We start from the raw sequence: 26,294 nt of genomic DNA, 5'->3' as shown, positions 1-26,294 counted from the left end.
CTAATACTCTTTTTATTTTTGAGAAGATAGTTATTCCAAGTTCTATTATTTAATTTTGAAAAAAGAGGCAATTATAACTAAGTTAACAAAGGAAAAGATTGAACAGTACAAAATAAATCAGGTGTCCAAAATAGTATTTCCGATTTGAATTGCCGTCAGTTTTTCTGACATATTAGCACACATACTCATATATTTGCCGATAAGTTCAAAAAGAAGTTCTCGATTGTTTACATTAAAGGGTAAAATCTCTTTCTGACTATAAATCCCATCAAGTTCTCCCAGGATGAAATGAGCAATTTCTACCAATTTCTCGACGATTTGTTCTTCTGCTTTTATCCATGCTTCAAGAAGTGCGATTTTTGTTTGTATATCTTCTTTTCTTTCATTGACTTTGCTCTGAGTGTCCATCAGTATCATAATTTGATGCTTGATAGGCAATTTAAGCACCACGAAATTTGGATATATTAAACTAATAAAAATGCACGAAAAATAGAGAGATCTATTTTCTTGTTAATAAGTTATCTCAAGGTGTTTTAGGAAAAAACAAAGCATCTTAAAGCTTTAAATTATCTTTGATCGTTGGATATAGAATTAGACTTTATTTCAGAAAGCAAAACCATTGCAGTACCAATTGAAATATTCAATCGTGATGCTAATTCCTTAGGAGAAATATCGGGTTCACGTGGCAGGATTTGACCTTGAACATAAGCCTTCAAATTAGGGAACAAAACAACGTCACCTTTGACTGCCTCTACCAAGATAGACCATAAATCTTCAGACGTACTAGTGTTAAATGGTTCACTTTCTGTAATTGGATCAGGGAGGGGTTCGAGGGGTTCATCCTTTAAGGGAGGCTCTTTAGAACCCTTCTTTTTTTTTGTTAGAAACTCATCCAAAGACATTTTTTCACCAAAATAGAGGAAAATATGAAAGAAATAATAGATTAACTAATTTCTCGTTAGATAATCCTTTGAAAAAGGAAGAAAAATGACCAAGAAAGTATTAGTATTGATTACTGCCCTTTGATCTCTATAATCTTACGCTCTAATTCATTGATTTTTTTCTCAAGGTCCGTAACTTCTAACTTTCTTTTTTCAAATTGTTCTTTTATTTGTGCCACTTCTTTTTCTTTCTTCGCTAGTTTTTCTTTAGCTTCTGCTGCTTTCTTTTCTTTGTTTGCCTTGTCTTTCTCATTTTTAGCCTTATGAACGTCAGCATTTTTATTTTCAAGATCTCTCTTAAGATTAGCGACATCCTTTTCTAAATCTAGAACTTTATCTTCTTCCTTTCCTATGTTTTCTAATTTATTTGCAATATTCTTTCGTTTTTTCGCGATTTCCATTTCTTTATCTGCAATATTTTTTTGTTTCTTAGCCTTTTCTTTAATTAACCCCATTTTTAATTAGCCTCCTTAAATAACTTAAATCGTATTTAATTTGTCAAATATACTGACATACCACATACATAATTCTTTGAAGTTAGATATCTGACAAGTCAAATTATTTAAAGCTTTTAAGAAAATGCAATATAAAATGATAACTTCAATTAAAAAAACTCAGTGTGAGAATTTTGCGCATTAAAGCGGCTGTTTTTGACTTTGACGGAACTCTTGTTCCATTTAAGATGGATTACATAGCTTTAAGGAGAGGAATTATCAATAAAATTGCAGAGACGGGCATCTCTGAGGATATATTTGATGTTAAAGATCCTATAAGAGTTACATTGAAGAAGGCACGTGAATTATTGAACAATAAAGATATAGACACCCTTGAGCGTGAAACAGAGGAAATCATTGATTTTTATGAGTTAGAGGGTGCAAAGAATAATGCAGTAATCACAGGCGTTTCAGAAGTCTTAAAAACACTAAAAGAGATGAATCTAAAGTTAGGGATTTTTACGCTCAATCAGAGAAAAATAGTTGAAATATTACTTACAAAGGCAAACAACCTCTTGGAAATCTTTGATGCGGTCGTTACAAGAAATAGCGTGAGTGATTTTTATGAAAAGAGCATAAAAATGAAATATTTACGCAACTGTCTCGGAAAACTCGGAGTTAAAGGAAACGAATCCATTGTAATTGGAGATCATACTATTGATATTGAGGCAGGCAATCTAATGAATGCAATCACAGTTGGAGTTCTCACACCGCGAAATGAAAAGGAATTATTAAAAGAAGAAAAATATGACTATTTAATTAATTCACTAGACGAGATTCCTGAAATAGTTCAAAAAGTGTTAGAGATATAAACCATATAAGAATAAAAGAACTGAATTAAACTGGATGTCTGTCAAAATGTCAGAATCAACGAAGGAAAGAGGTTTAAAACGATTAGTTCTGGATGTTTTAAAACCACATATGCCACTTCTTCCCGAACTTTCAGTCGAATTGAGTCGATTGAGTGGTGTAGCTGGCGTAAATATTAGTTTAATCGAAGTAGACAAGAATACCGAATCGGTAAAAATCACGATTGAAGGAAATTCGTTGGATTACGAGTTAATTGCGAAATCCTTGGAGGAGTCTGGAGCTGTAATCCATAGCATTGATCAAACTGTAGCTGGAAAGGTAATTATAGAGGAAGTAGAAACCCACGAGTCTTAACTCTTTTTGGTGAGAGTATTGGAGGATTTTGAAGCTCCTTACGCAGGAATCCCAACCTTTCTTAAGTTTCCACATGTGAATATCAAAGACATTGAAAGCCTACGAAATGTAGACGTTGCAATTGTAGGCGTCCCTCTAGATGAGACAACAACTCATAGACCGGGAGCCCGCCTAGCACCACGTGCTATCAGAGAGGCTTCTACTAGTTTTTCGGGATATTCTCTTAGATCTAAATTCGATTTGAATGATTTGACCATTATTGATGCTGGTGATGTGCCCGTTATTCCAGGCAATGTTGAAAAGAGTCACATGGCAATTTATGAAACTGTTAAACAGTTGATTAAAAAGAATATAACATCTGCTATTATTGGAGGCGACCACTCAATTACTTATCCAGCAATAAAGGCTCATGATATACTCAAAGAAAACATAGGGGTTATTTGGGTCGATAGCCACCTTGATTTTGATAATGAATACCCTCCAGGGCAACGTTATTCGCACTCTTGTAGTCTTCGAAGAACCAGTGAATTGCCATTTATTGATCCAACAAATATTGTTGTGATAGGGTATTCAGGATATGCAAGTCATCCTGAACACGAAGAAGAAGTCGATAAAGCAGGCATAAGTAGGTTTAGTATATATGATATACGCGAAGAAGGTCTGGAAAAAATAGCTAAGAAAAGCGTAGAGATTGCTACAAAGAATACAAAGTCTTTTTATCTCTCAATAGATATTGATGTGCTCGACCCTGCCTTTGCCCCTGGATCAGGATTACATGAACCTGGCGGCTTAACTCCCTGGGAATTGTTCAAGATGTTAGCCATACTCGGGCAACGTATGGTTGCGATGGATCTAGTTGAGGTCGCCCCGCCTCATGATTCTGCAGGAATTACTGCATCTAACGCGACTGCAATTATTATTGAAGCTCTGGCGGCTGCATATACATATTCTTTGAAGAAAAAGGAATAATTAATAGCATGCGCATTAACAAGCACTTAGAATATCTAAAACAACTTCTTTTAAAACTTCAATACTTGAAATAAATTCGTGAATCTCAATACGCTCATTTGGTGAATGATCAAGTTTAGAATCTCCAGGACCGTATGCAACTAGTGGAATTGGTATTTGTGCCCCAATTTCATTCATATCCGAACTACCAGTCTTTCGAATCAAACGAGGATGGCCCTTTAGAACCTTTCTAATTGCTTTCTTAAAGGCTTTCATCAAATCTGAGCGTTTATCAGTCTCAATTGCTTCCGATGCTGAAATTAAGCTGATTTCAATTTTTACTTGATTTTGAGCCTTAAACCTTTCAACACAAGATTGAATCTCATTAAACAACTCTTTGGAAGTATATTTTGGTGGATAGCGGACATCAAACCTCATTTCGCATTCATTGGGAACGATGTTTTCGTATCTTCCTCCTTGAATAAACGTAAGGCATGGAATGACTGAGTTGAAATAACTTCCTTCTTCATAGTGTTCTATGCTCTCTACGATTGTAGTCCACAGTTCAAAGGCGGATTCTATCGCATTTTTATATTGCCAACATGCACCTGTATGCCCAGTTTCAGTGCTAAGGGATAATTTGCAATCTAGCCTCCCCTTATACGCATAAGTAATTCCACCGCATCCGCTGGGTTCTCCAATGACAATATAATCTGCGTCAATGCCTTTTTCTAATAGAAATCTGGCGCCTTTTGAATCGGGCTCTTCTTGGACAACCCCTATTATTTTAATTTTACCAGGGATTTCCTTATCGACAAAACTTGAGGCAGCTATGATCATTGCAACAAGAGAAGATTTAGTATCTACCGCCCCACGCCCTGTGATTATTCCATTTCTTTCTTCGACTGGAATATATCCTGGAACTGTATCTATATGTGGTAAAAAAAGAAGAATTGGACGCCCACTACCGATTTCTCCAATAACATTGCCTACTTCATCAATCCATGAATTCAAGCCAAGTTGTTTCATTTTTGAACATAGAAATTCCGCTAACTTTTGTTCATCCCCGCTTGGGCTGTAAATCTCAAGCACTTGCTTCAAAAATTCTATTTTTTCATCCAATTTGCTTCTTGCTCCCTAAACAACTCGTTTAAAGTATCTATGACGTAGTCAATATGCTCTTCTTTAATAACTAGAGGGGGTAGGAATCTGAGCACGTTCCGCCCGGCAGAGAGAATCAGAATACCACGTTCCAAGGCACCCAGAAGTATATCTCTACAGTCAAATCGAAGTTCAACACCAATCATCAGACCCGTGCCACGTACATCACGTATGATCTTGTATTTTTCTTTTAATTGTGAGAGTTTTTTCTTGAAATATGCGCCCATTTCTGAAGCACGTTCAGGAAGTCGCTCATCTACCAACACATCAAGTGAAGCATTTGCAGCAGCACATGCTATCGGATTTCCGCCAAAGGTTGTTCCGTGTTCGCCAGGATCGAACGCATTCATAATGTTTTCTTTTGCCAAAGTCACTCCCATAGGAACACCGCCAGCAACTGATTTAGCGAGACACATTATGTCAGGAACGACGTCCCAGTGTTCGCAAGCAAACATTTTACCAGTTCGTCCAAATCCTGTTTGGATTTCATCAAGAATAAACAGAATATCTTTTGCATTACATAGTTCTCGCAACTCTTGAAGAAATCCTTCTGGTGCGGGATTTATCCCTCCTTCACCCTGTATCGATTCAACGAGTACGGCGGCTGTTTTTTCGGTTATTGCATCTTTTATCGATTGAATATCTCCAAATTTTGCATGAGAGAAACCTGGGTTAAGCGGTTCAAAGGGTTTTCTATATTTTGGTTTCCATGTCGCTGATAGACAAAAGCCTAGACGACCGTGAAAGCCCTTTTTCATCGCAAGGATATCAGTTTTTTTGGTATATTTCCGTGCAAGTTTTATAGCGCATTCTACCGCTTCAGCACCACTATTGCTCAAAAAACTTTTGCTTAAACCGCTTGGAGTGAGTTTTGCAATTTTTTCTCCGAAAACAGCCCGAATATCGCTATATAAGATGCTAGGGCAAATCATGAGTTTTGGTAATTGTTCTTCTATAGCTTTTATGACACGAGGATGGCAATGACCGATATTACAGGAACCATGACCGCCAATACAATCTATGTATTCCTTTCCATCAGCATCCCATAGTAAAGCGCCCTGTCCTTTCACTATAGCCACATTTCGCTTCGGATACACATTTGAGAGGTATTCATCTTCAAGTTGCATTATCTCTTGTGAGTTCATGATATCACCGTACCTTTATGTTCTAAAGCCTGACTTATTGGAGCATCTACAAGACCAGATGCAATTATAACTTCTTTAACATTTCCTTCAAGGGCTTCTAATGCTCCAAAGACCTTTTTCTTCATGCCAGCACCGATCTTATCGATTTCATTTTTTGCCTCTGCAGCAGTCAATACAGGAACTACATTATCGTTAACTAAAAGACCTGAGACATCAGTCAAAAGGATAAGTTTATCAGCTGAAACGGCGCTAGCAATATAAGCAGCAGTTCTATCACCATCACAATTTAATGGTTCATATTCATGAGAGAGCGCGATAGGGGCAACTACAGGTAAATAACCATTTTCAAGAAGGAGGGTAAGCAAGTTCCCATCGACTTCATTAATCTTTCCAGTATAATCGCCGCTAATCATCCGCTTTCGTCCGTTTTCGTCGATAATCTTTATTCTACCTTTTCTTTGTGCACGAATTAAGCCTCCATCAACTCCAGACAGGCCGATTGCATTTATACCGTTGTTCTGTAGTGAAACAACGAGTTCTTTGTTTATTTTACCAGCCATAACCATCTCAAAAATTTCCATGGTCTCGCGATCAGTATATCTACTTCTAAAGCCGCTCGCTGACGTAACAAATCTTTGTTCTTTGCCCATCTTTTCGGCGACTTTATTCACTATTTTAGCGCCTCCATGAACCAAAACATATTGATTTGTAGTTGTTATTTCTTGGAAGTCTTGTGCGATATTTGTAAAGATATCTGGTTCTGCGATAAGAGTACCTCCTACTTTAACTACGATGCGCATATCATCACTTCCAACTAATTAAGGATGTAATCCCGGAAAGGTGAGAGCAGTTGTTTCTTCCATCCCAAACATAAGATTCAAACTCTGAACAGCAGCTCCTGCAGCACCTTTAACGAGATTATCAATTGCTGAAAATACAACAATACGTTTAACGCCTTTTGATTCTATATCGAATCCAATGTCTGCGTAATTCGTTCCTATAACATTTTTAGGATTTGGATATCTATAAAGACCTTTTTTGTCTCTGATAAATCTAATAAAAGGCTCATCTCTATAGAAATTTCTATAAATTCTCCAAATCGCATTTTCACTTACCTCAGTTCCGCCATCAAGAAAAACGTGAGAGGTGCTCAAAATACCTCTAATAATGTCAACCGCATGTGGCGTCATAAAGACTTCTACAGGTTTGCCAGAAGCTTCTTGAAGTTCCTGTTCTATTTCTGCTGTATGTCGGTGACCAGTGGGTTTATATGGTCGAACAATGCCCGCTCTATGCGGATGGTGAGTTGCGGTTGAAGGTGTTGCTCCCGCTGCAGAACTACCAATTTTGCTATCAACAATAATCCGCTTTAAATCTATTTGGTCGGCAAGTTCTTTGAAAATAGGGAATAAAGAAATAATTGCGCTAGCTGCCAGACAGCCAGGGCATGCAACAATCCTTGCTTTTTTTATCTCTTCACGATGAAGTTCTGCGATCCCGTAAACAGCTTCACTCAATAACTGAGGATTTGGGTGCGTACGGCTGTAATATTCATCATATTTCTCTGGATTCTTGAGTCGAAAATCTGCTGACAAGTCAATAATTTTTATGTCACACTCCGTTATTAGATCTGGTACATAACTCATGGATGCGCCATGTGGAGTTGCCGTGAAAATCACGTCACAATTGCATAAATCTACGGTTTTACGAGACGAAAATTTCATTTGAAGTAAGCCTTTTAAATTCGGATGAAGACGATGGACATATTCACCCACGTATCTTTCAGACGTAACATATGAAATTTCTACTTCTGGATGCATTACAAGTAGTCTTAACAATTCACCGCCAGTATACCCACTTGCACCAATTATGCCTGCGTTTATCATAGCTTTTTCTCACCTGCGTTTATCATAAACTCTTGAAAATCGTGACAAAACAAGAGTTTTGAAATATTTAAGTAGTTATTTCTTAGCTTGTTCAATAAGGTAATCCACTATTATTTCGTGAACTGGGATGCCTGTTACTTCAACAGTGTTGCGAAATTCCATGACGTGGTTCACTTCATGACAAACATATCCATCAGGGCTTTCCATTAAATCGACTCCTAGAACCCCGCCTCCAACAGCTTCAGCTGCTTTCAGGCTTATTTCTTCGATTTCGCTGTCCACTTCACATGGTAAAGCTTTGCCTCCGCGTGAGGTGTTTGTTATGAATTCACCTTCTTTAGCGACTCTATAAATAGCCGCAACCACGTCATCTCCGATTACAAAACTACGAATATCGCGCTTCCGCAACTCTGTAGGTAGCCTCTTAACTTCCTCTTGGATATAATAGATTTTGCCAAGAGGAGGTGACATCGATTCTCTATGTTCGATAATAGCTTTTGCTACGTTATCTTCATTGACAGGTGCAATAAAATGGCCCCAACTTCCTACAATTGGCTTGACTATGGCGGGATAACCAATTTCCTTAATCGCTTTGAGTGCTGATTCTGGTGTAAATGCCATTATAGTTCGTGGTGTAGGCACATTCGCCTTTTTCAGAGCCATTGTAGTCAGAAGTTTGTTACCACAGGTTTGAGATACCTGAAAAGGATTTATTACCTGTGTGCCTTCGTTTTCTAAAACCGCTGTGAGATATAGACCACGATAATAACTGATACATCTTTGCAGGATTACATCGTTTTCGCCAAAATCGTTATCAGAACGGGTAATATCAATGGAGAGATCTTTTGCGTCAATCTTTGCAACTTCAATACCTTTTTTTGCTGCCGCTTGGATTATCGATTTTTCGTACCATCTAAGCCTATCAAAAAGAAGTCCAATGGTTTTCATTTCGTTATCCACATCGCTCAGTTTCTCTTATCACAAATGTATGAACATAATTTCATTTTGATCAATTTAGTTTTTTAAAATAATAAATTTGAAGTTAAAAATATTTTAATCATTCACCCCAGTCTTCTCCTTCAATTTCAGCAGAAGAAATTTCTATTTCTCCTTCACTGACTTTTGTTACTTCTAGCTCAGTCCCGCAATCGGGGCAGTCAAGGATTTCACCCATTACTACGTCTTCGGGGACGTCTATCAAGGCACCACACTGAGGGCATTCAATAGATTTCAAACAAGGTCATCTCATTGTCAACATAAAGATTTCATTGTTAACATTCTAAGGAGTATGAATAATAATAGTTAGTTTATAAAGAATGCGCTGACTAGTGATTAAAGGCAATTTACAGTCTTTTATGTCTCTGTATGTGATTATATTGGAGCCATTGTGTTTAAAATCAAAATAGAGGCTGCAAAATAATAAAAAACTAGCTGAAAAATAATAAGAAAAAATCATAGAATTTATTTACTCGCCCCAGTCCTCTCCTTCAATTTCAGCTATGCAGACCTCGATACCATTTCCATTGATTTCTCTAACCTCGACTTCTACTCCACAATCGGGACAATCGAGTATTTCGCCCTCCATTACGTCATCGGGGGCATCTATTGCGGCACAACATTCTGGACATTCAACATCGTACAAGTTGGGTCACCTCAAGTAATATTGATAAGATTATTGTTCGTGATTAAGATACTTGATTCGGAATAATAGTTTTCACTATATAAATGTTGTGTTTGAAAACATAATTCGAGGTTCATAATTCGATTTTTTTGGTTCGAAATTGTGAAAATTTTCAAAAAATCGAGCAACATACGAAAATCTAATTCAAGAAGAAATAAAAAAGTTACGTTAGTAAAATACTTCCATTCCGAAGGAGGGGACTTCCCACCGATCAAGTAATTAAAACCAACTGCGTAAGACGAGACTTGTGTTTGTTCTAATTACACCCTCAGTTAACCGGATTTTTTCAAGTGTTCGATTAAGCTCTTCAATTGTCGTAGTTGAAAGAACAGCAATGATATCGTACTCTCCAGTTGTTTCAAATAAATATGACACTCCTTCAATTTCAATGAATTTTTGAGAAATCTCGGGCGTATGCATGCTTGCTTGGGTTTCTATCATCGCGATAGCCTTTGTTTGTTGTTCTTCATCGATTTCAACAGTAAAACGCTTAATGATGCCATTATCCTGAAGATTTTTTATCCTTTTTCGAACAGCAGTTTCTGAAAGTTCCACAGCGTCAGCAATTTTTACAAAGGAAGTACGGGAGTCTTTTTTTAAGAGATCAATAATTTTTTGGTCTATGTCATCCAATGGAAAACCTCCCATTTAGATATATTTGAATCCCAACCTAACCTTATGATTATTTATAAAACTCCACGTTTTATAAGAATTCTCAATCTTTCCGTGAGAGGAAAGACCAACCTTATAGAAATTGTGGGCGGACAAATACACAAAAACAAACTTACATTACTCTTGTTTTCTCAAAACAAAGTTTAATGAAAGCATGTTATGGCAGAGCCTTTCTAAAAGCGTTAATTGTGTCAAGCAATTTATTTCTTAATTTAAGAAGGTGAATTTGTCGCAGATTTACTACTAGAAGCAATATTGGTACCAGAATGATTGTATACGGCGAAATGTATTTGAATAAAGCGCTATCTAAATTTCCTCCGATCAAAAGGGGTAAGTTATACTCTAAAAACGGATTTGGAGTCCATGGAAAAGGAACTGGATCAGTAACTGCACCAGTTGCTATGGTAAAAATACTATATGCCAAAGTACCAAAAAAAATCACTTGAAACCAGCGATTATTCGCAATATGGGGAGTATCTAAAAGTATCCCTATGGGGACGACAATGAAAGGAATGACACTCAATAAAAGCCTTGGGCCGTAAGCTCCGCCTCCATGCCATACAACATACACAGACAACACAAATAACATCAATAAGAAGGTTGACGCAAACCAAATTGCCTCTTGTGGATAACGTCTAAAGAACAATACAAAACCATATGCTGTAAATAGAAGAAATGGCGAAAAATAAAATAATCCACGATAGGTACTGAACAATAAGCCCCACAAACCGAGGTACATGGGATAAGAAAACGCCTGAAAACTTTGTACTTCTCCATAATAGCCAGTATACATATATGGCGTTGAGAATGGGCTATCGAAAATTACAAAATGGTACCAGGCGAGCAGTCCTAAACATGCTAGGTAAGGAACTAGAAATAACAATAATTTTCTAAATTCTCGTTTAAACGCATAAAATGCGAGAATTGGTGGTAATGCAAGTACATTTTGGTAATCTATACAAACAGAATATCCTAAGGCAAGGCCAGCAAGGAATACTTTTGTACTGTCTTTCCTTCCATTTTGAAAGTAATGCACTGTGAGGTACGCCGCTGAAATTAATAGAAATGCGGATGTTCCATGTGCAAAAAAGGTTTTCCCATAGACAAAAGCGATTGTACCAAAGGCATAAGATAAAGCTGTAAGGAGACTCGTTTTTTCATTAATTTCAAGCAACTTACAAAACTCGAAAACCACCACAACGCTAAGTACAGTAAATATAGAGCCACATAAGACTACAAAACTTGCCAACGTTCCGTTAACTAATAAAGGATCTGAATACAGTCTATATGCAACAAATTTACCAAGAAAATAGAAGGGAATTCCTAAAAAACTCAAGCCTGGTCCTTTATCCGAATAATAGTTTCCGCTCCCAGGAGGGTATTCACTATAATCTATCCACCATGTCCATTCCATAAAATCATTGATCTTAAACGATTGCTGTTCTACAATTGCCATAATTAAAGCAAGGCGAGACCCTTCGTTGGGAGAATTAAAGCCGTTAATAAAGTAGACATACACAATTAAGACGCTAATAAAAAGACGTGTCCTTATATCCCTGGTTAGAGAAAAAAGTGATTGCGCTTTAGTCATAGGCTTTATACCTTTTTCTGTAATTCTTTAATTTGACCTCAGTTTCATCTATGGGCTTATAGTATAAATCGCAATTCTCTGAAATACGTTATAAACTAAATTGTTGTTGTAATTTCAGGTCCTTCTTTCGTGACAATCATCGTTTCTTCATTTTGAGCAACTTTACAGCCTTTCTTATCTGAAAGTACTTTATATCGATGGAAGACACCCTTCGTGACGAGTTCATTTAAGGCCACTTTATAAGCTTTGACTTGTTTGGCGATCCATCTCTCGCTGAATGGTAACGTTTTATGCTCCTTTAAAACAGCACTAATTATTTTTCGAGCGCCTTTTGATCTAACTGGAGTTCGAACTGGCAGTAAACGGTAGATATAGCCATAGGGTAAATCATGAACAGAGCCAGAACCAGAACTGGCAAATGTTTCAACGGCATACACTTCTCCCTCTTCGATCTTAACCCCGTATGGAATAGGGACGTTTGGGATTGTTTTTGACCCATGTAACGAATATTCATCTAGAATATGTCCTGAAAGTTCTTTGATAGGCCTATATTTAGATGATTTTGATTTTATAGTAGATTCAACTATTTTGCCAATATCTTTAGTGTTGGTTCCAGGAAGCACTGCTTCAATTGCGGCATGGCAAGAATCCACCGCAGCTTCAACCAATTTATCGAAATCTGGATCGAAGTTTACTGTAAATGCTGAGTCTGCAATAAAACCATCGATGTGTGCACCGATGTCTACCTTCACGATATCGCCTTCTTTTATTATTGTCTTATCCCCAGGTGGTGATGAATAATGGGCGGCTATATGGTTAATTGAGACATTACAAGGAAAGGCAAGTTTTCCTCCTTCTTTTATCACAAATTGTTCAGCCTTTTCGCAGATATCAAAGAGTTTTGTACCAATTTTTACAAATGGTCGAATGTATTCTTTTGCCTTCGCAACAATATGACCGGCTTTTCTATATTTCTCAAATATATCTTCTTTTGAACTTGATTTTTTACGTGACATTCAAATACACCTCTCCGAAATGAATTGAAAGAATAATAGCTTGGAAATTGGTTACCAGTGTCTTTTGTTTGGTATCATGTTTAAATTAATTCTTGCATTACACTTTGTGAATAACAAGGCTTTGATTGTGATAATGGTTACTTTAAATTTTGCTATAACGGATCGTGGGAAAAGTGAAATATCAGGTCTTAGCAGGAAAATTGAGTAAGATAGAAGTTACGTCAAAGCGAACGGAGATGACAAACCATTTAGTGGAGTTATTTAAAGCGACTCCTCCAGACCATATCCGTGACGTTATTGGCCTTATAAGAGGCTCACCTTACCCTGATTATGAAGATTTCCAATACGGAATGGCTGAAAAAATGGTAATAAAATCTATTGCAAATGCTACCGGATTAACTACCAATCAAATTGTAGAAAAAATGAAAGAGAAAGGGGATCTAGGAAAGGCTGCGGAAGAAGAGTTAGCAATTAAAAAACAAACAACTTTGTTCACAAAGCTACTTGATGTCAAATACATGTCAGAAACACTTGATAAGATAGGCAGAACAAGTGGTAAGGGATCAGTAGACACTAAGATTAAACTATTAGCAGGATTGCTAACAAATGCGTCTCCTTTAGAAGCTAGGTACATAATCCGGACAATTTTAGGTCAAATGAGACTTGGTATGGCGGATATGACTATTATGGATGCACTTGCAATTGCCTATACTGATAATGCAACAAATAGACCTATAATAGAAAGAGCGTTCAATATTTCGTCAGATCTTGGTCTAATTGCAGAAAGATTAGTGAAGGAAGGAATAGAGTCTGTCAAAGACTTTAAGGTCACGATTCGGCATCCAATTCGTATGATGATGGCACAAAGGTCAGGAGAGAAAGAAGAAATATTTGCAAAGTTAAAAGGAACATTTATTGCTGAATTTAAGTACGATGGAGAACGTCTTCAGATTCACAAGGATGGGGAAACGGTGCTTATTTTTTCAAGACGACTTGAAGAAATTAGTGAACAATATCCTGACGTATGTGAAATGGTTAGAGCACAGATTCGTGCTAATAATGCAATTATAGAAGGAGAAGTTGTTGCATATAATGTTGAAACTGGAGAATTACGTCCTTTTCAAGAACTAATGCATCGACGCAGAAAATATGGAATAAAGAAAACTATGAAAGCGATTCCAGTTAATCTTTTCCTATTTGATCTTTTATACCTTGATAACAAAGATTTCACAAATAAAAACTATCCTCTTCGTAGAAAAGCGCTGGAGAAGATAGTAAACGAAACAGAACAACTTAGACTTGCAGTTCAAAAAGAGATAACTTCTGAAGATGAATTAGAAGAATTTTTCGAATCAGCGGTTGAAAAGGGATGCGAAGGCATTATGGCAAAATCCATTCAAGAAGAATCCATTTATCAGGCGGGTGCAAGAGGCTGGCTGTGGATTAAATTTAAAAGAGACTATAAAAGCGAAGTTGCAGATACGATCGACGCGGTTGTAATTGGAGCATATGTGGGGTACGGAGCGCGCACAGGTTTCTATGGCTCTCTTCTCATGGCGTGTTATGACCCAATCGAAAATCAGTTTAAAAGCGTGTGTAGAATGGGTAGTGGCTTTACAGACGAACATTTGGAGACTCTTCAAAAATTATTAGACCAATATCGCGTCTCGAAGAAACCACCTCGAGTAATTATCAAAAACTCAACAGTTCCAGACATATGGATCAAACCAACAATTGTTTTAGAGGTTCAAGCTGCTGAACTAACACTTTCGCCAGTGCATACATGTGCTTTAGATATGATAAGAAAGGGAAGCGGTCTAGCTATGCGTTTCCCAAGGTTTACTGGACGTATAAGGGATGATAAGACAGCTGAACAAGCAACATCTCAACAGGAAATAATCGACCTTTTCAAAGGTCAGTTAAAGAAAATTGAATAGCACAAAATAAAAAAAAATAAAATAGAGAATGGAATATGTTAGATGAATTATCTCGTGCTAAAGCTTTTAGGCTTACTGCTTCTATGACAGACTCGATCCCCTTGCAGGTTACGGAGGTCTTATCTCCACAGGCTTAACATCCCCACGCCCCGTAGGTACTCATAAACTTTGTCACCAACAAGCTATATAACCACAACACAATTCATCACTTTGCTTAAGCATTGGTGCTTTCCTGCTCAGTTATCAGTAAGGTATGTGTGCTTTTAGCCTAAAACGTAATAAGAGAATGCATGATATAGACACTTTTACTTCGAGCAGATTAACAATTACCAATCATCTAAATTATCCAAGGTGGTTTTCAATTTGGTTTGGAAAAAAATCAAGAAAATGTCAAAAGGCACTCTGCATAAGATTACGCTAAAGAGTGATTCAGAAGACGAATTTACTAAAATTGATCCTGATAAACTACCAGATGATAAAATGTATATTGATCTTGAAGGTAGGAATCGCGCAGAAAAAATCGTGAGAGGATGTTTAAAGACAGGATTAGTTACGATAGGAGATGCATTAAAAGAAGCCCATGTAAAATTCATCGAGTTACAGCTTTTAAATTCATGGACTCAGATGGACTCAATTATTGACCTGGCTGAAAACTTTTATAACGACGTAACCAATCCAGATTATGGGTTTTCCACGTATTTTGAAGTCAAGAAAATTGAGGATATTGATTTCAAATTCGTACGAGTTCTTGAATTCAATATTCTTACTGAACTGAAAGCGTTAGAAGAGAGTGTAATGTCCTTTAAAAATGAAATTATAAACGAGAATTTTGTAGGCGCCGGCATTGAAAATTTAAATGTATTCTCTGAGAAACTTTCAGAATTGCGGCAGCTCAATGAAGAACGTAGGAAACTAATATCCAGTTATGAAAAACTTGCGGTTTAACATTAAAAAGAAACGAGATAATCTTTAGGTGAGATCAGAGATTCTTTCAATGAGCATGCCTTCACACACTATTGGATTGTTTTTAAGTGCAATTGCATGTGCCTTTGAGAGCCGTGATTCACTATTAGAGAAGATTGAAAGAAGTAAGTCACCCGCTTTCACTTTGTAACCCACCTTTGCATGGAGTAATATTCCAGCACCTTTATCACGAGGAGTTCCTGCGGTATTGCAAATCTTCACAATCTGTTTGTTATCGACTCTTACTATATAGCCATCGCTGGATGAGCGCAACTCCGCCTTATAATTGCCTATAGCAACATCCTGTGATTCAATAGTAGGATTACCGCCTTGTGCTTCAATTATTTCTTTCATTTTGCTTAATGCTTTTCCTGAGTTCAAAATTTCTTCAGCAAGTTGCTTTCCTTGACCTTTAGTTGCTTTTCCAGACATCTCAATAAGCACTCCGGCTAGAGCACATGATTTTTCAATTAAACTAGCTGAGGGTCTAAGTCCTTCTAAAGCTTGAAGTGCTTCTCTTGCCTCCAATGCAGGTCCTATTGCATGGCCAACAGGTTGTCCGCCATAGGTAATTGCAGCTTCTGTTTTTATTCCTATTCGGTCACTAAGCTCAACGAATTGTCTAGCGAGAGTACGCGCCTCTTCGACACTTCTAACCTTTGCACCTCTTTCATAATATCGGGTAAGTGTAGGAATGTCCAGAACAAGAAAATCCACACCAGTTGCCAGTTTTTTTGAGTAAATGCTTGCCATCATTTGCGGCAATGGATCTATGCCAAGTCCATGTTCAACACGGTGAATGAAGATATCATCAGAGGGAGCAAGATTAAGAGCGCCTCCCCAGGCAATGGTTCCTCGGACTTTTTTTGCCAACTCTTTTAGTTCGTCTATATTAAATTTTACATCCGCCAATACTTCAAAGGTGTCTGCTGTACCAGCCGGGGAAGTAATTGCACGGCTTGAGGTTTTGGGGATGAGTAATCCAGCTGAAGCAACGATGGGCACAATGAGTAGGGTCACTTTATTCCCTGGCACGCCTCCAATGCTATGCTTATCAAATACGGTTTCTTCAAAATCGATCATTTGTCCTGTCTCTGCCATCGCTTTTGTAAGATGCCCAATTTCCTCCATATCTAATCCAACAAACTCTTCAGCTAGTATAAAAGCCGCAAGTTCCAAATTAGAGAGGTTTCCTGCAACAGCATCAGCAACAATTGAATAAATCTTGTCTTTTGACAACTTCTCACTTTTCATTTTTTCTTTTATGAAGTAGAAGGAATCAGGGCGTCCTACAGCTGTAACCTCTACTCCCGCACGTAATTCAAAAGCAAATTTTTCTAAAATATCCTTATAAATTCCGATTTCGCCCTCATTTACGACTGTCTTAGTGGTTTCAACCATACCAACTGTAGATACTTCACTTTGTCTTATCTTGAGTCGATCGCCGTTTTTAAATCCCATTTTTGTAGCATCATCTTCATTTAAAATGACCTCATTCTTTCCAGAGGTAATGTCAATCGGCTTGATAATGAATTCTGTCATCAAATCAGATCAATTCTCCTAGTAATTGAGAAAGGTTTCTACAACTAACTTGTTAAATTACTGGTTCATATAACTTTCTTGAGAGTCGGCAATAATCGATTCAGCTGCTTTTTGACATCAACGATCACCAAATTCGAAATTGAAGGCTTGAAAAAGACCAAAAATCCATGTATAGCAACATCTCTAAGTATTTAGATCAAAATTTTTACGAGAAATATTTAAACTATGATGTGTAGGCTTCTAATATAAGGTTATGATAGCGCGCTGAGGGATGAAAATGAACGAACTGGCACAGAAGATCATAAAGTACACCACAATCAAAGGTCGTACAACTCTTGGTGATATCTGCGAGCGATTTGAAATACCTACTATTAGGAGATGCAAAGAGGTAATCTTAGAACTTTGGGAAAAAGGAGAGTGGTCTGGAGCAGTGGACTGGTTCAATAAATTAATTCTTCCACCAAGTGCACTTGAAACGTTACCAAAGTGCCCTCAGTGTGGGAAAGAGATTGAAATGTCACCAAATCCTGACAATATTATTAAATGTGGATACTGCGGTATAAAGATTTATACAAGAATATAGAAATTAAATCTAGTTAAAGTTCGCCCTTTAGTTTATTCAAAAAAACTACAAGTTTATCAAAATCCAGTGCTTTCAGCATTGATATTTTTCGTTCCCAATCGTCATCAGAATGTCTCGCAAGCCTTTTTTGTATTTCTAAGGCTATCTTAAAATTTGTTTCTATTTGCTCTTTCCATTTTTCTTCATAGAATTGCATAAGATAGTCTTCTGATACATCATCGGTTGCTATTGCTTTAGCAGCAACCTCTCCAGCTAAATAACCAAATTGTATTGCATATCGGATTCCTTCGCCAACTAGTGGACTCCCCTGACCAGCAGCATCCCCAACGCTGATAAATCTATTCGATACTGTTTTCGGAAGTGGCCCCTCACAAGGGAAAATTCCATGGTGATACTCAATAGGCACCGCATGTTTTAGATATTTGGAAATATTTGGATGCTGTTGCATTATGACTTCCAAATATTTGAACGGATTTTCTTTACTATCAGGTCTTATAATCCCGACACCAATTCTAGCGCGATTTTTACCTGTTGGGAAAATCCATGCATAACCTGCAGGCGCAAATCTTTCTCCCAAAATAAAATCAACATGGTTTTCATCTGGCAGTTTAGGAACATATGCTTCATATTCTGCACCGATACCATATCTTTGCCATTTGCCTTCTTTTAATCCTAATCGACGTGTAATAAGTGATAAACTACCAGAGGCATCTACAACAATTTTTGAGAAAATGTTTTTGGACTCTGAACCAGAAGATTTAGTATTAACACCAACAATCTCACCATTTTCCAAGATTGGTGAGAGTACCTTGGTATTGGGAAGGATGTGCGCACCTTCTTGTGCCGCCTTCATTGCCAAAAACTGAATTGTCCCTCTTACATCTATTATGCAACCATAAGGGTCTTGATCTTTAAAACTAGCAGAGACAACATCTCCTGAAGGAGAGTGAAAAGCAATAGAATTTATGGGATGCAAAAGGTTTTTATCAAGCCCAAGATGGAGCATCTCACTATACCAGGAACCTCCACTTGTATGAACAGGATAACCCAGTTCCTTCTCTTTTTCAATTACTAAACAATCTAAATTGTTCCTTGATGCAGTTATTGCAGTAGCTAATCCAGCAAAGCCTCCACCAACAATAATTATATCATAATTCATCAACACTAGGGCCCCCGTAGAAATAAAAATAAGATTTAATAGCAAAACTGTTTATTTCAAGAAAGTAGATTCAGCTACCTTTGTATCTTCTTAAGTGCCTGGATTATTTCGGAAAGAGATTTTCCACTGTCAATCGGGACAGTCTTTTCGACAAATGTACCTTGTACAACTATATTTGCCCCTGCTTTAACACAGTTAACAACCGCGTCTACTGAATTTAAGCCGCCACCTACAATTAACGGTATATCTATTGTTTGTGAAACTGCTTTAACCATGTTTAAAGGAACCGCTGCATTGGCGCCAGATCCCGCTTCCAGATAAACAAGTTTGAATCCTAAGTATTGTGATGCAAGAGCATATGCTGCTGCAATTTTAGGTTTTTCTCTCGGAAGTAAATTCGCATCTCCAACGAATCCAGCCGTTGCACCGGGTTCTATAAGTAAATAAGCCATTGATATTGCCTCTAGATCCCAGTTTTTTAGAATTGGTGCGCTCATTGCTTGTGCTCCAGAGATCCAATAAGGATTTCGAGAATTCATTAAACTCATAAAAAATACAGCATCTGCAAATTTACTCAAACCCGTGATATTTCCAGGGAATAAGATCACTGGTACATCTACATATCGTTTTATTTCTTTTACAGTATCATCTAGAATACCAAAAGCTGTTGACCCTCCTACCATAATTCCATCAGTTCCAACTTCAAAAGCAATTTTGGCTATCTCTCCAGCTACTTCTGAAGTAGTTCCACTTAAAGGATCAGGATCAATGAGTGTAAGATGTATAGCAGAGTGTTCTTCTGTTTTATTTCGTAAATATTCCCAGACAGATTGTTTTGGCATTTTTTTTATGTCCTCCAATAAGATAGATCCATTGTAGCCTTGAATAGTCTCACTTGATACGCTATCTGATATCTGTTCGTGTGATTTTGCTCATATAATTTTCTCACACTTAAACTTATTCAATAATTTAGCTTTCTTAAGATACGTTAAAAATCGTCAAAAAGACGTCTAAAAAACCCAGTTATACTCAACCTTTCAAGAGGCATTCAAAAAATCAATCATTTTTCTTTAAGACGATACCAATTTTTGGTTCAAGAATAAACGGAATATATTCCGGAGGGGTTTTTGTTCGATGTAGTTTAGAAATACGCAAATATCCATCATATTCTTCTTTTTCGGAGGGTAAGAAGTCTATAACACCATCAAAACTCGCCCGAATCGACACTTCTAGTGGTGTAGGAATACCGCCCCTTGTATATACTGCGATACCAACAGAACGTGATCTCCAGAAGCGATCACGCCAAATTTTTGTCGCTCCTAACGTGTGGGCTGGTGGACTAAGATGAACAAGTGGTGTCATAACTATGCAACATCTATCAACTCCTTGTAAACGTTCAAATTTATCATAAATTAGTCTACTGGCTGCATTAAGGTCAGTTAAAACAGTTTCAGGAATTTCAAGAAAGTTGAGAGAAGTGGACATACTAGATGTACCCCAACCATATACTTCCATTTGTTTTCGAAATACATATTCTGTCTCAGTTGTAGCTACGTACAAAACTTTTTCATTGTTTTCAAGTCCTTTGAAGCAGAATTGTTTGGAGAAAATTGACTCTGCATATCCATCAAAGCCCCAAACGCTGATAAAACTTCCTCTAGGGAAACCTCCTTTAAGTAAATCATCTAATCCTTCAATTCCAGATGTCATTCGGTCTACATCATCCCTTGATTGTGACAGGTTTTTCCCCCCTATGCACGTGGTTTTATTTCTATACCATGATCAGTAATTTCAAAGGGATACACGCCAATTTTATGATGAACGCCGCGGAGTTTACGAATCTCAATATATCGTTCACGTGTCATTCCTTCAGGCCTAAAGTACAAGGTAATGAGCCCATCTGCCACGAATTCTTCAACGCCATATCGACTTAGCACAGTAGAAGCCTGTTCAAACGATACTTCAGGCACTTCAGAAATCATCAAAATTGTGCAGCCCATATTCTTCAAAATTGCACATAAACGATGTAATTCTCGGCGTACAACATCTTTACTTTTCAAAGCCATTAAAAGTGCCGTAATGGAATCTAAAACAACTCGCTTTGCTTTGTTTCTTTTTATTGCAAGTTTAATGCGCTCAATAAGAGGTGTCAGGTCGTCAACTTCTCGGACTATCCTTACCGATTCTTCGCTGGCAAACACCTCTACAAAAACAAGTTTCTTTTCCTCAATTAATGATTCCAAATTCCATCCAAATTTCATTGTATTATCAATTATCTCTTGGGCAGTTTCCTCGAAAGTAACATATACGGCAGTTTCTTGGTTTTTTATACCGCCAATTAAAAACTGTGTACTAAAAATTGTCTTGCCAGTACCAGCATAACCAGTAAGCATAATTACTTTTTTTTCAGGGATTCCACCGTCAAGTATTTCATCTAGGCCGGATATCCCAGTCTGTAGTTGTTTCATAGATTTTTGCTCCATTCTAATATGATATAATGATTACTGTTTCTGAGGAAAACTTTCAAGTTATTGCATTATTGGCTATCTAGTTTGATTTAACTAGCGATGGTTTTGTATATCTTGATATATAAATTACTCTTTGCGATACGGAAGGACTTGCTCTCTGTTCATTTTTTGTTATGCAACTCGAATATCTTTAACACACGCTCTTCTAAAACTGTTGCTGGAAGATCGTATAACGTAATGCGCGCTCTTCGACCACGTCTTCCTCTACCAAGTGGTCCTACTGCCTTTCCAATTATACCTACTGAATCAAGACGATGTACATATTTTCTGAAGGCTGACAAGCTTTGCGCTTTTATTCCCTCGCGTTCTTCGCATGCGATCTGGTAGTATTTGTAAGCTTCATTAATAGTAGTAGCAGTTATTCCGTGGTGTTTAAGGCGCCTTGCTAAACCAAGTGCTGCCAAAAGTTCGTGATCATTTAAATCGTCAAGAACATCAGGGCGTAGTTCAGGATACACTCCAACTTTCGCCTTTCGAACAAGTTCTGCGTTTATCTCATTAAAATGTTCGTAATCAGCCATTTTTCCGGACCTTAATAGAATCTCAATACCATGTCTTGCGTTCTGTGTTTGGCTAGCAATTTCTGCAACCATATCGATGATATCCTCAGAAATAACTCCGGAATTAAATGCTAACTGTGCACGATAACTCAAGATATCGAATAACTCATCTTTTGTATAACCAGGTACATTAATTTGATCGTGAATATGTCCAGAAAGAGGGGCATTAAGTATAGCCCGCCATTCTGTCCGTCTGCAGATTATTATTGTGGAGATTCGGCTACGTTCTATCCCAAAAACTTCACTAGCATGAATTATTGACAGAATTTCATCACTACCTAGAAGATTAGCTTCATCAAGAGCAATTATTAAACGCATGTCGTCCTTTTCAAGTCGTTTAACTAACATGCCCAGAATTTCCTCATCAGAAAAACCTCTAGCTGTAACATTGAAATGGTCTGTCAAAAGATTTCTTAAAATCGAAGTTTTTGTCCGAAAAGTATGTGCATTATATAAAATGAATTTAATCGCTATATTCTTTTTCTTTGCAGCGTTTTCGATATGTGTTCCGCAATATCTCGCTACTGCCGTTTTTCCAACCCCAGCAGTTCCAGTAATTGCTATATTAATAGCAAAAGATCCCTTTTTTTGAATAAGTGGACGAAAATCTGTAGCTAGGCGAGAAATTTCTTCTTCACGTCTAGGAAGTTTTTGAGGTAGAAATTCTGGAAATAAAGAACGCTCGTCCCTAAAAACAGACGCACCTAATAATATCTTTTCAACAAGATCTTCTTCTTCCAATGCGAACACATCCCATCCTACATCCTAAAGAGATTTTGTAAATAATAACTTGATTTGGTATTCACACGATTACATATGATTTATTTTCTTTAAGAACGTAATATACTTACTTCATGTTTTTTGATGTTTTGTCGAAGTATTGCTAACGCTAAATGAATTTGATTGTGTTGCTTTCATTTGATTTTGAATTAAATAATCATATTTATGACAAATTCTCTTCTTAATCGAAGAATATGCAGTTACCTATTCTCAAACACAGTATTTAACTTGTTCGGCAAAAAGTTCATTTCGATAGGAAAGAGTAGTTCAAAAATAGTTTGTGTAACTAGGAGTTCTTTGTTAGCCACTTAGGTGTTTTAACAAGATAATTAGTGAAAAAATCTAGAAAATCGGGAGTTTCCTTCAAAAGAGATGCGATCTCAGAATCCAAGTAGACTTTTGCCGATGTAAGTTCCATTTTAATATATTTTCCAAGACCAATTTCCTCTAAATATTTGTCAAGGATTTTTCTGGCAAGTAATTCTTCTGCTTTTGTAAAATCTCTTTTTATTTCAACGATCCATCTTCCATCTTCATTTATCCAGGGACCGGATAAAGTATCTTTGCTTTTAATATACTTTTTAATGAATTTGGTTGCATGTTGAGGTGATGTTATTGGAGGTCCAATTCTTTTCACAACATAAGGGATAGTTTTGTGTTCTAACTCAAATATAAAAATCACGAGAGTTTGTTCGTCAGTCCAAACATCTTTGCGGAATATTGGAAAATCATGATGTTCAAAAAAAGTATGAAGTGCTGAAACAGATTTATAGAGTTGTCCCCACAGAATATCTGAAACAACAGATGGCGCAGGAATCACTAGAAAAAGAAAATGAGTTCCACGTGAATTCATTCGTGAAATTATTTCTTTGACAGAGAGTTTTGGTGTAGATGGAGGGAAAAAGAAGTGGAGATGAGGTCTCCTTAAGAACTCGCCAGCAGCAGCTACAAAAATCGAGAAATTTTTGAGATTTAATGCGGATGCAACATTTCGTGAAATATCAATAGGATCCACGACAATAAGAGGCGAATCAAATAATTTTCGTAATTCATTAAAGTTTTTGTAGTGATTTTGAATATCAATCACAGTTCCAGTTGTCCATGAAGTTGCTTCTTGTAAGAGTCTTAAAAAACCAGAATATGCAATGATTAGAAGTTCACAAAGGTATCCTGAAAAACCTCCAATCTTCAATTCAGCACCATAAACGCCAATTCCTTTGGTAAAACCCTTCAATAAGCGGACATCATCTCTTAATTGTTGGGTCATTTTTTTGTTAACATATCGTGTATGGAGAGGTGTTCTATCAACCGCTGATTTCAAATGCTTTGAATCGAGCACTTTAAAACAAGGAACTATCTCTACTTTATAGTCGTTTATGGAAAACTCAAGGAAGGGATGTTCTGCGTACCTTTCAATCCACTGAGCCTTAATTACATTTTTTACGGTGCTCAGCACATCTTGAAGATGTTCTCGCGTTGCCTCTGAAGGAAGAAGAATAAAAATATCGACTTCCTTACTATTGGAAATCCAAGTGTTCTTAGCGATTGATCCTTCTACATGAACTTCGATATCTGGATAGAAGTTTTTGAGCCCAATAGTTAACTCGTCAATTATAGTTTTAACTTGATGCTGAACATCTTGGCTTTCTTTCTTTGTCGGTTTCAGTCTTTTTATAGCATTTTTTAATACACTTTGAATGCTCATTTTTCAATACCTGATACAATCTCTTAATATCTACTGAAGAGGCTCCAGTTGACGTATTTTTAGATCTGTATAAATAGGACCTCTTGGTCTCAATTCACTTTTTTTTAGTTTAAATGAAGTAACCATCATTGTTCCAATTTTTATCTCCGAGAGTTCCTGAATTGACCTAGCAAGTTCGCGAGTGTTCCTTTTGCTCTTAACCCTTGCAATTGTCGCGTGTGGCGTAAATCTTTTTTTGGTAATTCTTACGCCAAGAGTTTTCAGTCTCTTTTTTAAATCCTCAGCAAGAGAGATCGCATTTTTGCTCCCGTCCCCAGTACCAATCCATACTACTCTTATGAATTTTGGATTAAAAATCCCTACACCCTTAAACTCAAGGTTAAAAGGTTCTAGCGAAATTGCTTGCATTATTCGAGAAATTTCATCAACCATCGATGGGGGGAGATTTCCAAGGAATTCGAGAGTAATATGGATGTTTTCAAGAGGTACTAATCTTAAATCATCCTTAATTTGAATGAGAGAATCTTGTATTTCTCTGATTTTATCAAATAAATGTTCATCTATATCTATTGCTAGAAACGCGCGTATTTGTTCAGATATTTTCCCCACAACCTTTCTTACAATACTTTTTGCCAGAATAAAAGTAATTATTTTTGTAATACGGATTCAAATTAGTTAATAATTGTTTTAATCTTTATAGAGAACTGTATTAGATTTGTTCTTGTGATTTTTAAAATAACAATAGATTGAAAAACAAGTTGGTGTATGAAGTTTTTATTGTTGATAAAATATCTGACAATTGTGCACAGAATTGAATACATGGATCATAAGAAGAGGGTTTTGAATATATGAAAAAAACAAAACTTTGGCATGTTTCATCGGCGCCTTCAGATGATCTAATTGATAAAAAAACAACAAAAGGAAAACTAAAGATACCACTTAATATAATACGTATTCAACCTGCAGGCTACCCCCTGCGATTTCAAGAGGAAAAAGATATTGAAGTTGATACAGACAATCCTAGGCTTTTTGAAGCATACGCAAGAGAACAGTGGGCAGGATTTCAGGTGAACGAAGGAGACTTTCTATTCGACCAATTTATGGTTCCAGATTACGCATTCGAAGTAAAAAACTGCGAACCAAAAAAAGGTGGAGTAATTGGCACTCAGACTAAGATAATATTAGACTCTAAGTCAAAGAAAACATCATATATGCATCAGGAAATACCAAAAGTTGCTTTTGATGAGATTATTGGTCATCAACAAGCAAAAGAAAAATGTAAAATAATCAAAAATTATCTTAAAGATCCAGAACGCTTTTCAGAATGGAGACCCCGAAGTGTTTTATTTTATGGGGCTCCAGGAACTGGGAAAACTATGACTGCGAGGGCACTGGCGTCGGAAACGAATTCCGAAATTTTCGCAATATCATCCACTGAACTGATTGGAATTCATGTTGGAGATGCTAGTCGAAGGATTTCGAACCTGTTCAAAGAAGCAAAGGCACAAGCTCCATGTATTATATTTTTAGATGAATTAGATGCAATAGGACTTGATAGAAGTTATCAAAACATTCGAGGGGATGTTTCAGAAGTAGTTACGGCTCTATTGCAGCAAATGGACGGAATAACTGAAAATAAGGGTGTTGTGACTATTGGATCAACTAATGCACCCAAACTCCTCGATCGTGCAATAAGAAGTCGATTTGAAGATGAGATTGAATTTCTACTACCAACTTTAGAAGATAGAATTAAAATTCTCGAAATGTACATTGACAAACTGCCATTACAAATTGAAGTGAATATTCGGAAGTTGGCTGTTGACACAGAAGGCTTTAGT

The 26,294-nt window shown here is 36.9% G+C and carries 28 protein-coding genes; 7 read left to right on the top strand and 21 right to left on the bottom strand.

Annotation, left to right across the window (positions count from 1 at the left end; all coding sequences use genetic code 11):
* Positions 1-117: 117 nt before the first annotated feature.
* The 3 genes from QVB70_RS16885 to QVB70_RS16875 all read right to left on the bottom strand — a co-directional run bounded on the left by QVB70_RS16885 (position 118) and on the right by QVB70_RS16875 (position 1,396).
* On the bottom strand, positions 118-438 hold the full coding sequence (locus QVB70_RS16885) for a hypothetical protein (protein ID WP_287588693.1): 321 nt from the start codon (positions 436-438) through the stop codon (positions 118-120).
* Positions 439-566: 128 nt separating this feature from the next.
* Positions 567-902, bottom strand: coding sequence for a hypothetical protein (locus QVB70_RS16880; RefSeq protein WP_287588692.1), 336 nt, complete (start codon positions 900-902; stop codon positions 567-569).
* 110 nt (positions 903-1,012) lie between these two features.
* Entirely contained in the window at positions 1,013-1,396 is a 384-nt protein-coding gene (locus QVB70_RS16875) for a hypothetical protein (protein ID WP_287588691.1), read from the bottom strand.
* 173 nt (positions 1,397-1,569) lie between these two features.
* Between QVB70_RS16875 and QVB70_RS16870 the strand changes: the two genes are divergently transcribed.
* From QVB70_RS16870 to speB, 3 genes are read left to right on the top strand one after another with little or no spacing between them, the layout of a single operon-like run.
* On the top strand, positions 1,570-2,247 hold the full coding sequence (locus QVB70_RS16870) for an HAD family hydrolase (protein WP_287588688.1): 678 nt from the start codon (positions 1,570-1,572) through the stop codon (positions 2,245-2,247).
* A 46-nt stretch (positions 2,248-2,293) separates the two neighbouring features.
* A complete protein-coding gene (locus QVB70_RS16865; protein WP_287588687.1) occupies positions 2,294-2,599 on the top strand; it encodes a DUF211 domain-containing protein in 306 nt (101 codons plus the stop codon).
* A gap of 18 nt (positions 2,600-2,617) precedes the next feature.
* Entirely contained in the window at positions 2,618-3,568 is a 951-nt protein-coding gene (gene speB, locus QVB70_RS16860) for an agmatinase (protein WP_287588685.1), read from the top strand.
* A 15-nt stretch (positions 3,569-3,583) separates the two neighbouring features.
* Here the strand turns inward: speB and QVB70_RS16855 are convergent, their stop codons facing one another.
* The 10 genes from QVB70_RS16855 to map form a co-directional block, all read right to left on the bottom strand.
* Positions 3,584-4,669, bottom strand: a complete 1,086-nt coding sequence (locus QVB70_RS16855) for a M20/M25/M40 family metallo-hydrolase (RefSeq protein WP_287588682.1) — start codon at positions 4,667-4,669, stop codon at positions 3,584-3,586.
* Positions 4,654-5,853: an aspartate aminotransferase family protein gene (locus tag QVB70_RS16850; RefSeq protein ID WP_287588680.1), complete on the bottom strand. Its 1,200-nt coding sequence runs from the start codon at positions 5,851-5,853 to the stop codon at positions 4,654-4,656. Before QVB70_RS16850 ends, QVB70_RS16855 begins: the two co-directional genes overlap by 16 nt.
* Positions 5,850-6,653 carry a [LysW]-aminoadipate/[LysW]-glutamate kinase gene (locus tag QVB70_RS16845; protein ID WP_287588678.1) on the bottom strand — a complete coding sequence of 268 codons (804 nt, stop codon included), beginning with the start codon at positions 6,651-6,653 and terminating at the stop codon, positions 5,850-5,852. Before QVB70_RS16845 ends, QVB70_RS16850 begins: the two co-directional genes overlap by 4 nt.
* An 18-nt stretch (positions 6,654-6,671) precedes the next feature.
* A complete protein-coding gene (gene argC, locus QVB70_RS16840; protein WP_342766583.1) occupies positions 6,672-7,736 on the bottom strand; it encodes an N-acetyl-gamma-glutamyl-phosphate reductase in 1,065 nt (354 codons plus the stop codon).
* Positions 7,737-7,814: 78 nt separating this feature from the next.
* Positions 7,815-8,687, bottom strand: a complete 873-nt coding sequence (lysX, locus tag QVB70_RS16835) for a lysine biosynthesis protein LysX (protein ID WP_287588673.1) — start codon at positions 8,685-8,687, stop codon at positions 7,815-7,817.
* Between the two features lie 109 nt (positions 8,688-8,796).
* On the bottom strand, positions 8,797-8,973 hold the full coding sequence (locus QVB70_RS16830; protein ID WP_287588670.1) for a hypothetical protein: 177 nt from the start codon (positions 8,971-8,973) through the stop codon (positions 8,797-8,799).
* Positions 8,974-9,204: 231 nt separating this feature from the next.
* Positions 9,205-9,381, bottom strand: coding sequence for a hypothetical protein (locus QVB70_RS16825; protein WP_287588668.1), 177 nt, complete (start codon positions 9,379-9,381; stop codon positions 9,205-9,207).
* A 258-nt stretch (positions 9,382-9,639) separates the two neighbouring features.
* Positions 9,640-10,053 (bottom strand): Lrp/AsnC family transcriptional regulator, encoded by a 414-nt coding sequence (locus QVB70_RS16820; protein WP_287588666.1) that lies wholly within the window; start codon positions 10,051-10,053, stop codon positions 9,640-9,642.
* A 196-nt stretch (positions 10,054-10,249) separates the two neighbouring features.
* Positions 10,250-11,683: a hypothetical protein gene (locus tag QVB70_RS16815; protein WP_287588663.1), complete on the bottom strand. Its 1,434-nt coding sequence runs from the start codon at positions 11,681-11,683 to the stop codon at positions 10,250-10,252.
* A gap of 95 nt (positions 11,684-11,778) precedes the next feature.
* On the bottom strand, positions 11,779-12,699 hold the full coding sequence (map, locus tag QVB70_RS16810) for a type II methionyl aminopeptidase (RefSeq protein WP_287588661.1): 921 nt from the start codon (positions 12,697-12,699) through the stop codon (positions 11,779-11,781).
* A 173-nt stretch (positions 12,700-12,872) separates the two neighbouring features.
* Between map and QVB70_RS16805 the strand changes: the two genes are divergently transcribed.
* Both QVB70_RS16805 and QVB70_RS16800 read left to right on the top strand, forming a co-directional pair.
* A complete protein-coding gene (locus tag QVB70_RS16805; protein WP_287588659.1) occupies positions 12,873-14,636 on the top strand; it encodes an ATP-dependent DNA ligase in 1,764 nt (587 codons plus the stop codon).
* A 363-nt stretch (positions 14,637-14,999) separates the two neighbouring features.
* On the top strand, positions 15,000-15,581 hold the full coding sequence (locus QVB70_RS16800) for a hypothetical protein (RefSeq protein WP_287588657.1): 582 nt from the start codon (positions 15,000-15,002) through the stop codon (positions 15,579-15,581).
* A 24-nt stretch (positions 15,582-15,605) separates the two neighbouring features.
* On the opposite strand, the gene QVB70_RS16795 is transcribed toward QVB70_RS16800, so the two are convergent.
* The gene (locus tag QVB70_RS16795) at positions 15,606-17,141 is read right to left on the bottom strand and encodes an AMP phosphorylase (protein ID WP_287588751.1); all 1,536 of its coding nucleotides are present in this window, start codon (positions 17,139-17,141) and stop codon (positions 15,606-15,608) included.
* Positions 17,142-17,418: 277 nt separating this feature from the next.
* Here QVB70_RS16795 and QVB70_RS16790 point away from each other — a divergent pair, with 277 nt between their 5' ends.
* Positions 17,419-17,724 (top strand): hypothetical protein, encoded by a 306-nt coding sequence (locus QVB70_RS16790; protein ID WP_287588655.1) that lies wholly within the window; start codon positions 17,419-17,421, stop codon positions 17,722-17,724.
* Positions 17,725-17,737: 13 nt separating this feature from the next.
* Here QVB70_RS16790 and QVB70_RS16785 read toward each other — a convergent pair whose 3' ends face one another.
* From QVB70_RS16785 to thpR, 7 genes are all read right to left on the bottom strand, one after another.
* A complete protein-coding gene (locus tag QVB70_RS16785) occupies positions 17,738-18,883 on the bottom strand; it encodes an NAD(P)/FAD-dependent oxidoreductase (protein WP_287588652.1) in 1,146 nt (381 codons plus the stop codon).
* A 74-nt stretch (positions 18,884-18,957) separates the two neighbouring features.
* Positions 18,958-19,725, bottom strand: coding sequence for a geranylgeranylglyceryl/heptaprenylglyceryl phosphate synthase (locus QVB70_RS16780; RefSeq protein WP_287588650.1), 768 nt, complete (start codon positions 19,723-19,725; stop codon positions 18,958-18,960).
* Positions 19,726-19,939: 214 nt separating this feature from the next.
* Positions 19,940-20,593: an RAD55 family ATPase gene (locus QVB70_RS16775; RefSeq protein ID WP_287588648.1), complete on the bottom strand. Its 654-nt coding sequence runs from the start codon at positions 20,591-20,593 to the stop codon at positions 19,940-19,942.
* Between the two features lie 41 nt (positions 20,594-20,634).
* Entirely contained in the window at positions 20,635-21,351 is a 717-nt protein-coding gene (locus tag QVB70_RS16770; RefSeq protein ID WP_342766581.1) for an ATPase domain-containing protein, read from the bottom strand.
* A gap of 161 nt (positions 21,352-21,512) precedes the next feature.
* Entirely contained in the window at positions 21,513-22,712 is a 1,200-nt protein-coding gene (locus tag QVB70_RS16765; RefSeq protein WP_287588644.1) for a Cdc6/Cdc18 family protein, read from the bottom strand.
* Between the two features lie 325 nt (positions 22,713-23,037).
* Entirely contained in the window at positions 23,038-24,456 is a 1,419-nt protein-coding gene (gene cca, locus QVB70_RS16760; protein WP_287588642.1) for a CCA tRNA nucleotidyltransferase, read from the bottom strand.
* A 30-nt stretch (positions 24,457-24,486) separates the two neighbouring features.
* Positions 24,487-25,065: an RNA 2',3'-cyclic phosphodiesterase gene (gene thpR, locus QVB70_RS16755; protein WP_287588640.1), complete on the bottom strand. Its 579-nt coding sequence runs from the start codon at positions 25,063-25,065 to the stop codon at positions 24,487-24,489.
* A gap of 239 nt (positions 25,066-25,304) precedes the next feature.
* On the opposite strand from thpR, the gene QVB70_RS16750 reads away from it, so the two are divergent.
* Positions 25,305-26,294 (top strand): AAA family ATPase (locus tag QVB70_RS16750; RefSeq protein WP_287588638.1); only part of this gene is annotated, 990 nt, incomplete at its 3' end.

Source organism: Candidatus Borrarchaeum sp., from assembly GCF_019058535.1.
In the GTDB taxonomy this organism is placed as follows: domain Archaea; phylum Asgardarchaeota; class Sifarchaeia; order Borrarchaeales; family Borrarchaeaceae; genus Borrarchaeum; species Borrarchaeum weybense.
The sequence above is the reverse complement of the archived record's forward strand: the minus strand, read 5'-3'. Positions and strand labels throughout refer to the sequence as shown.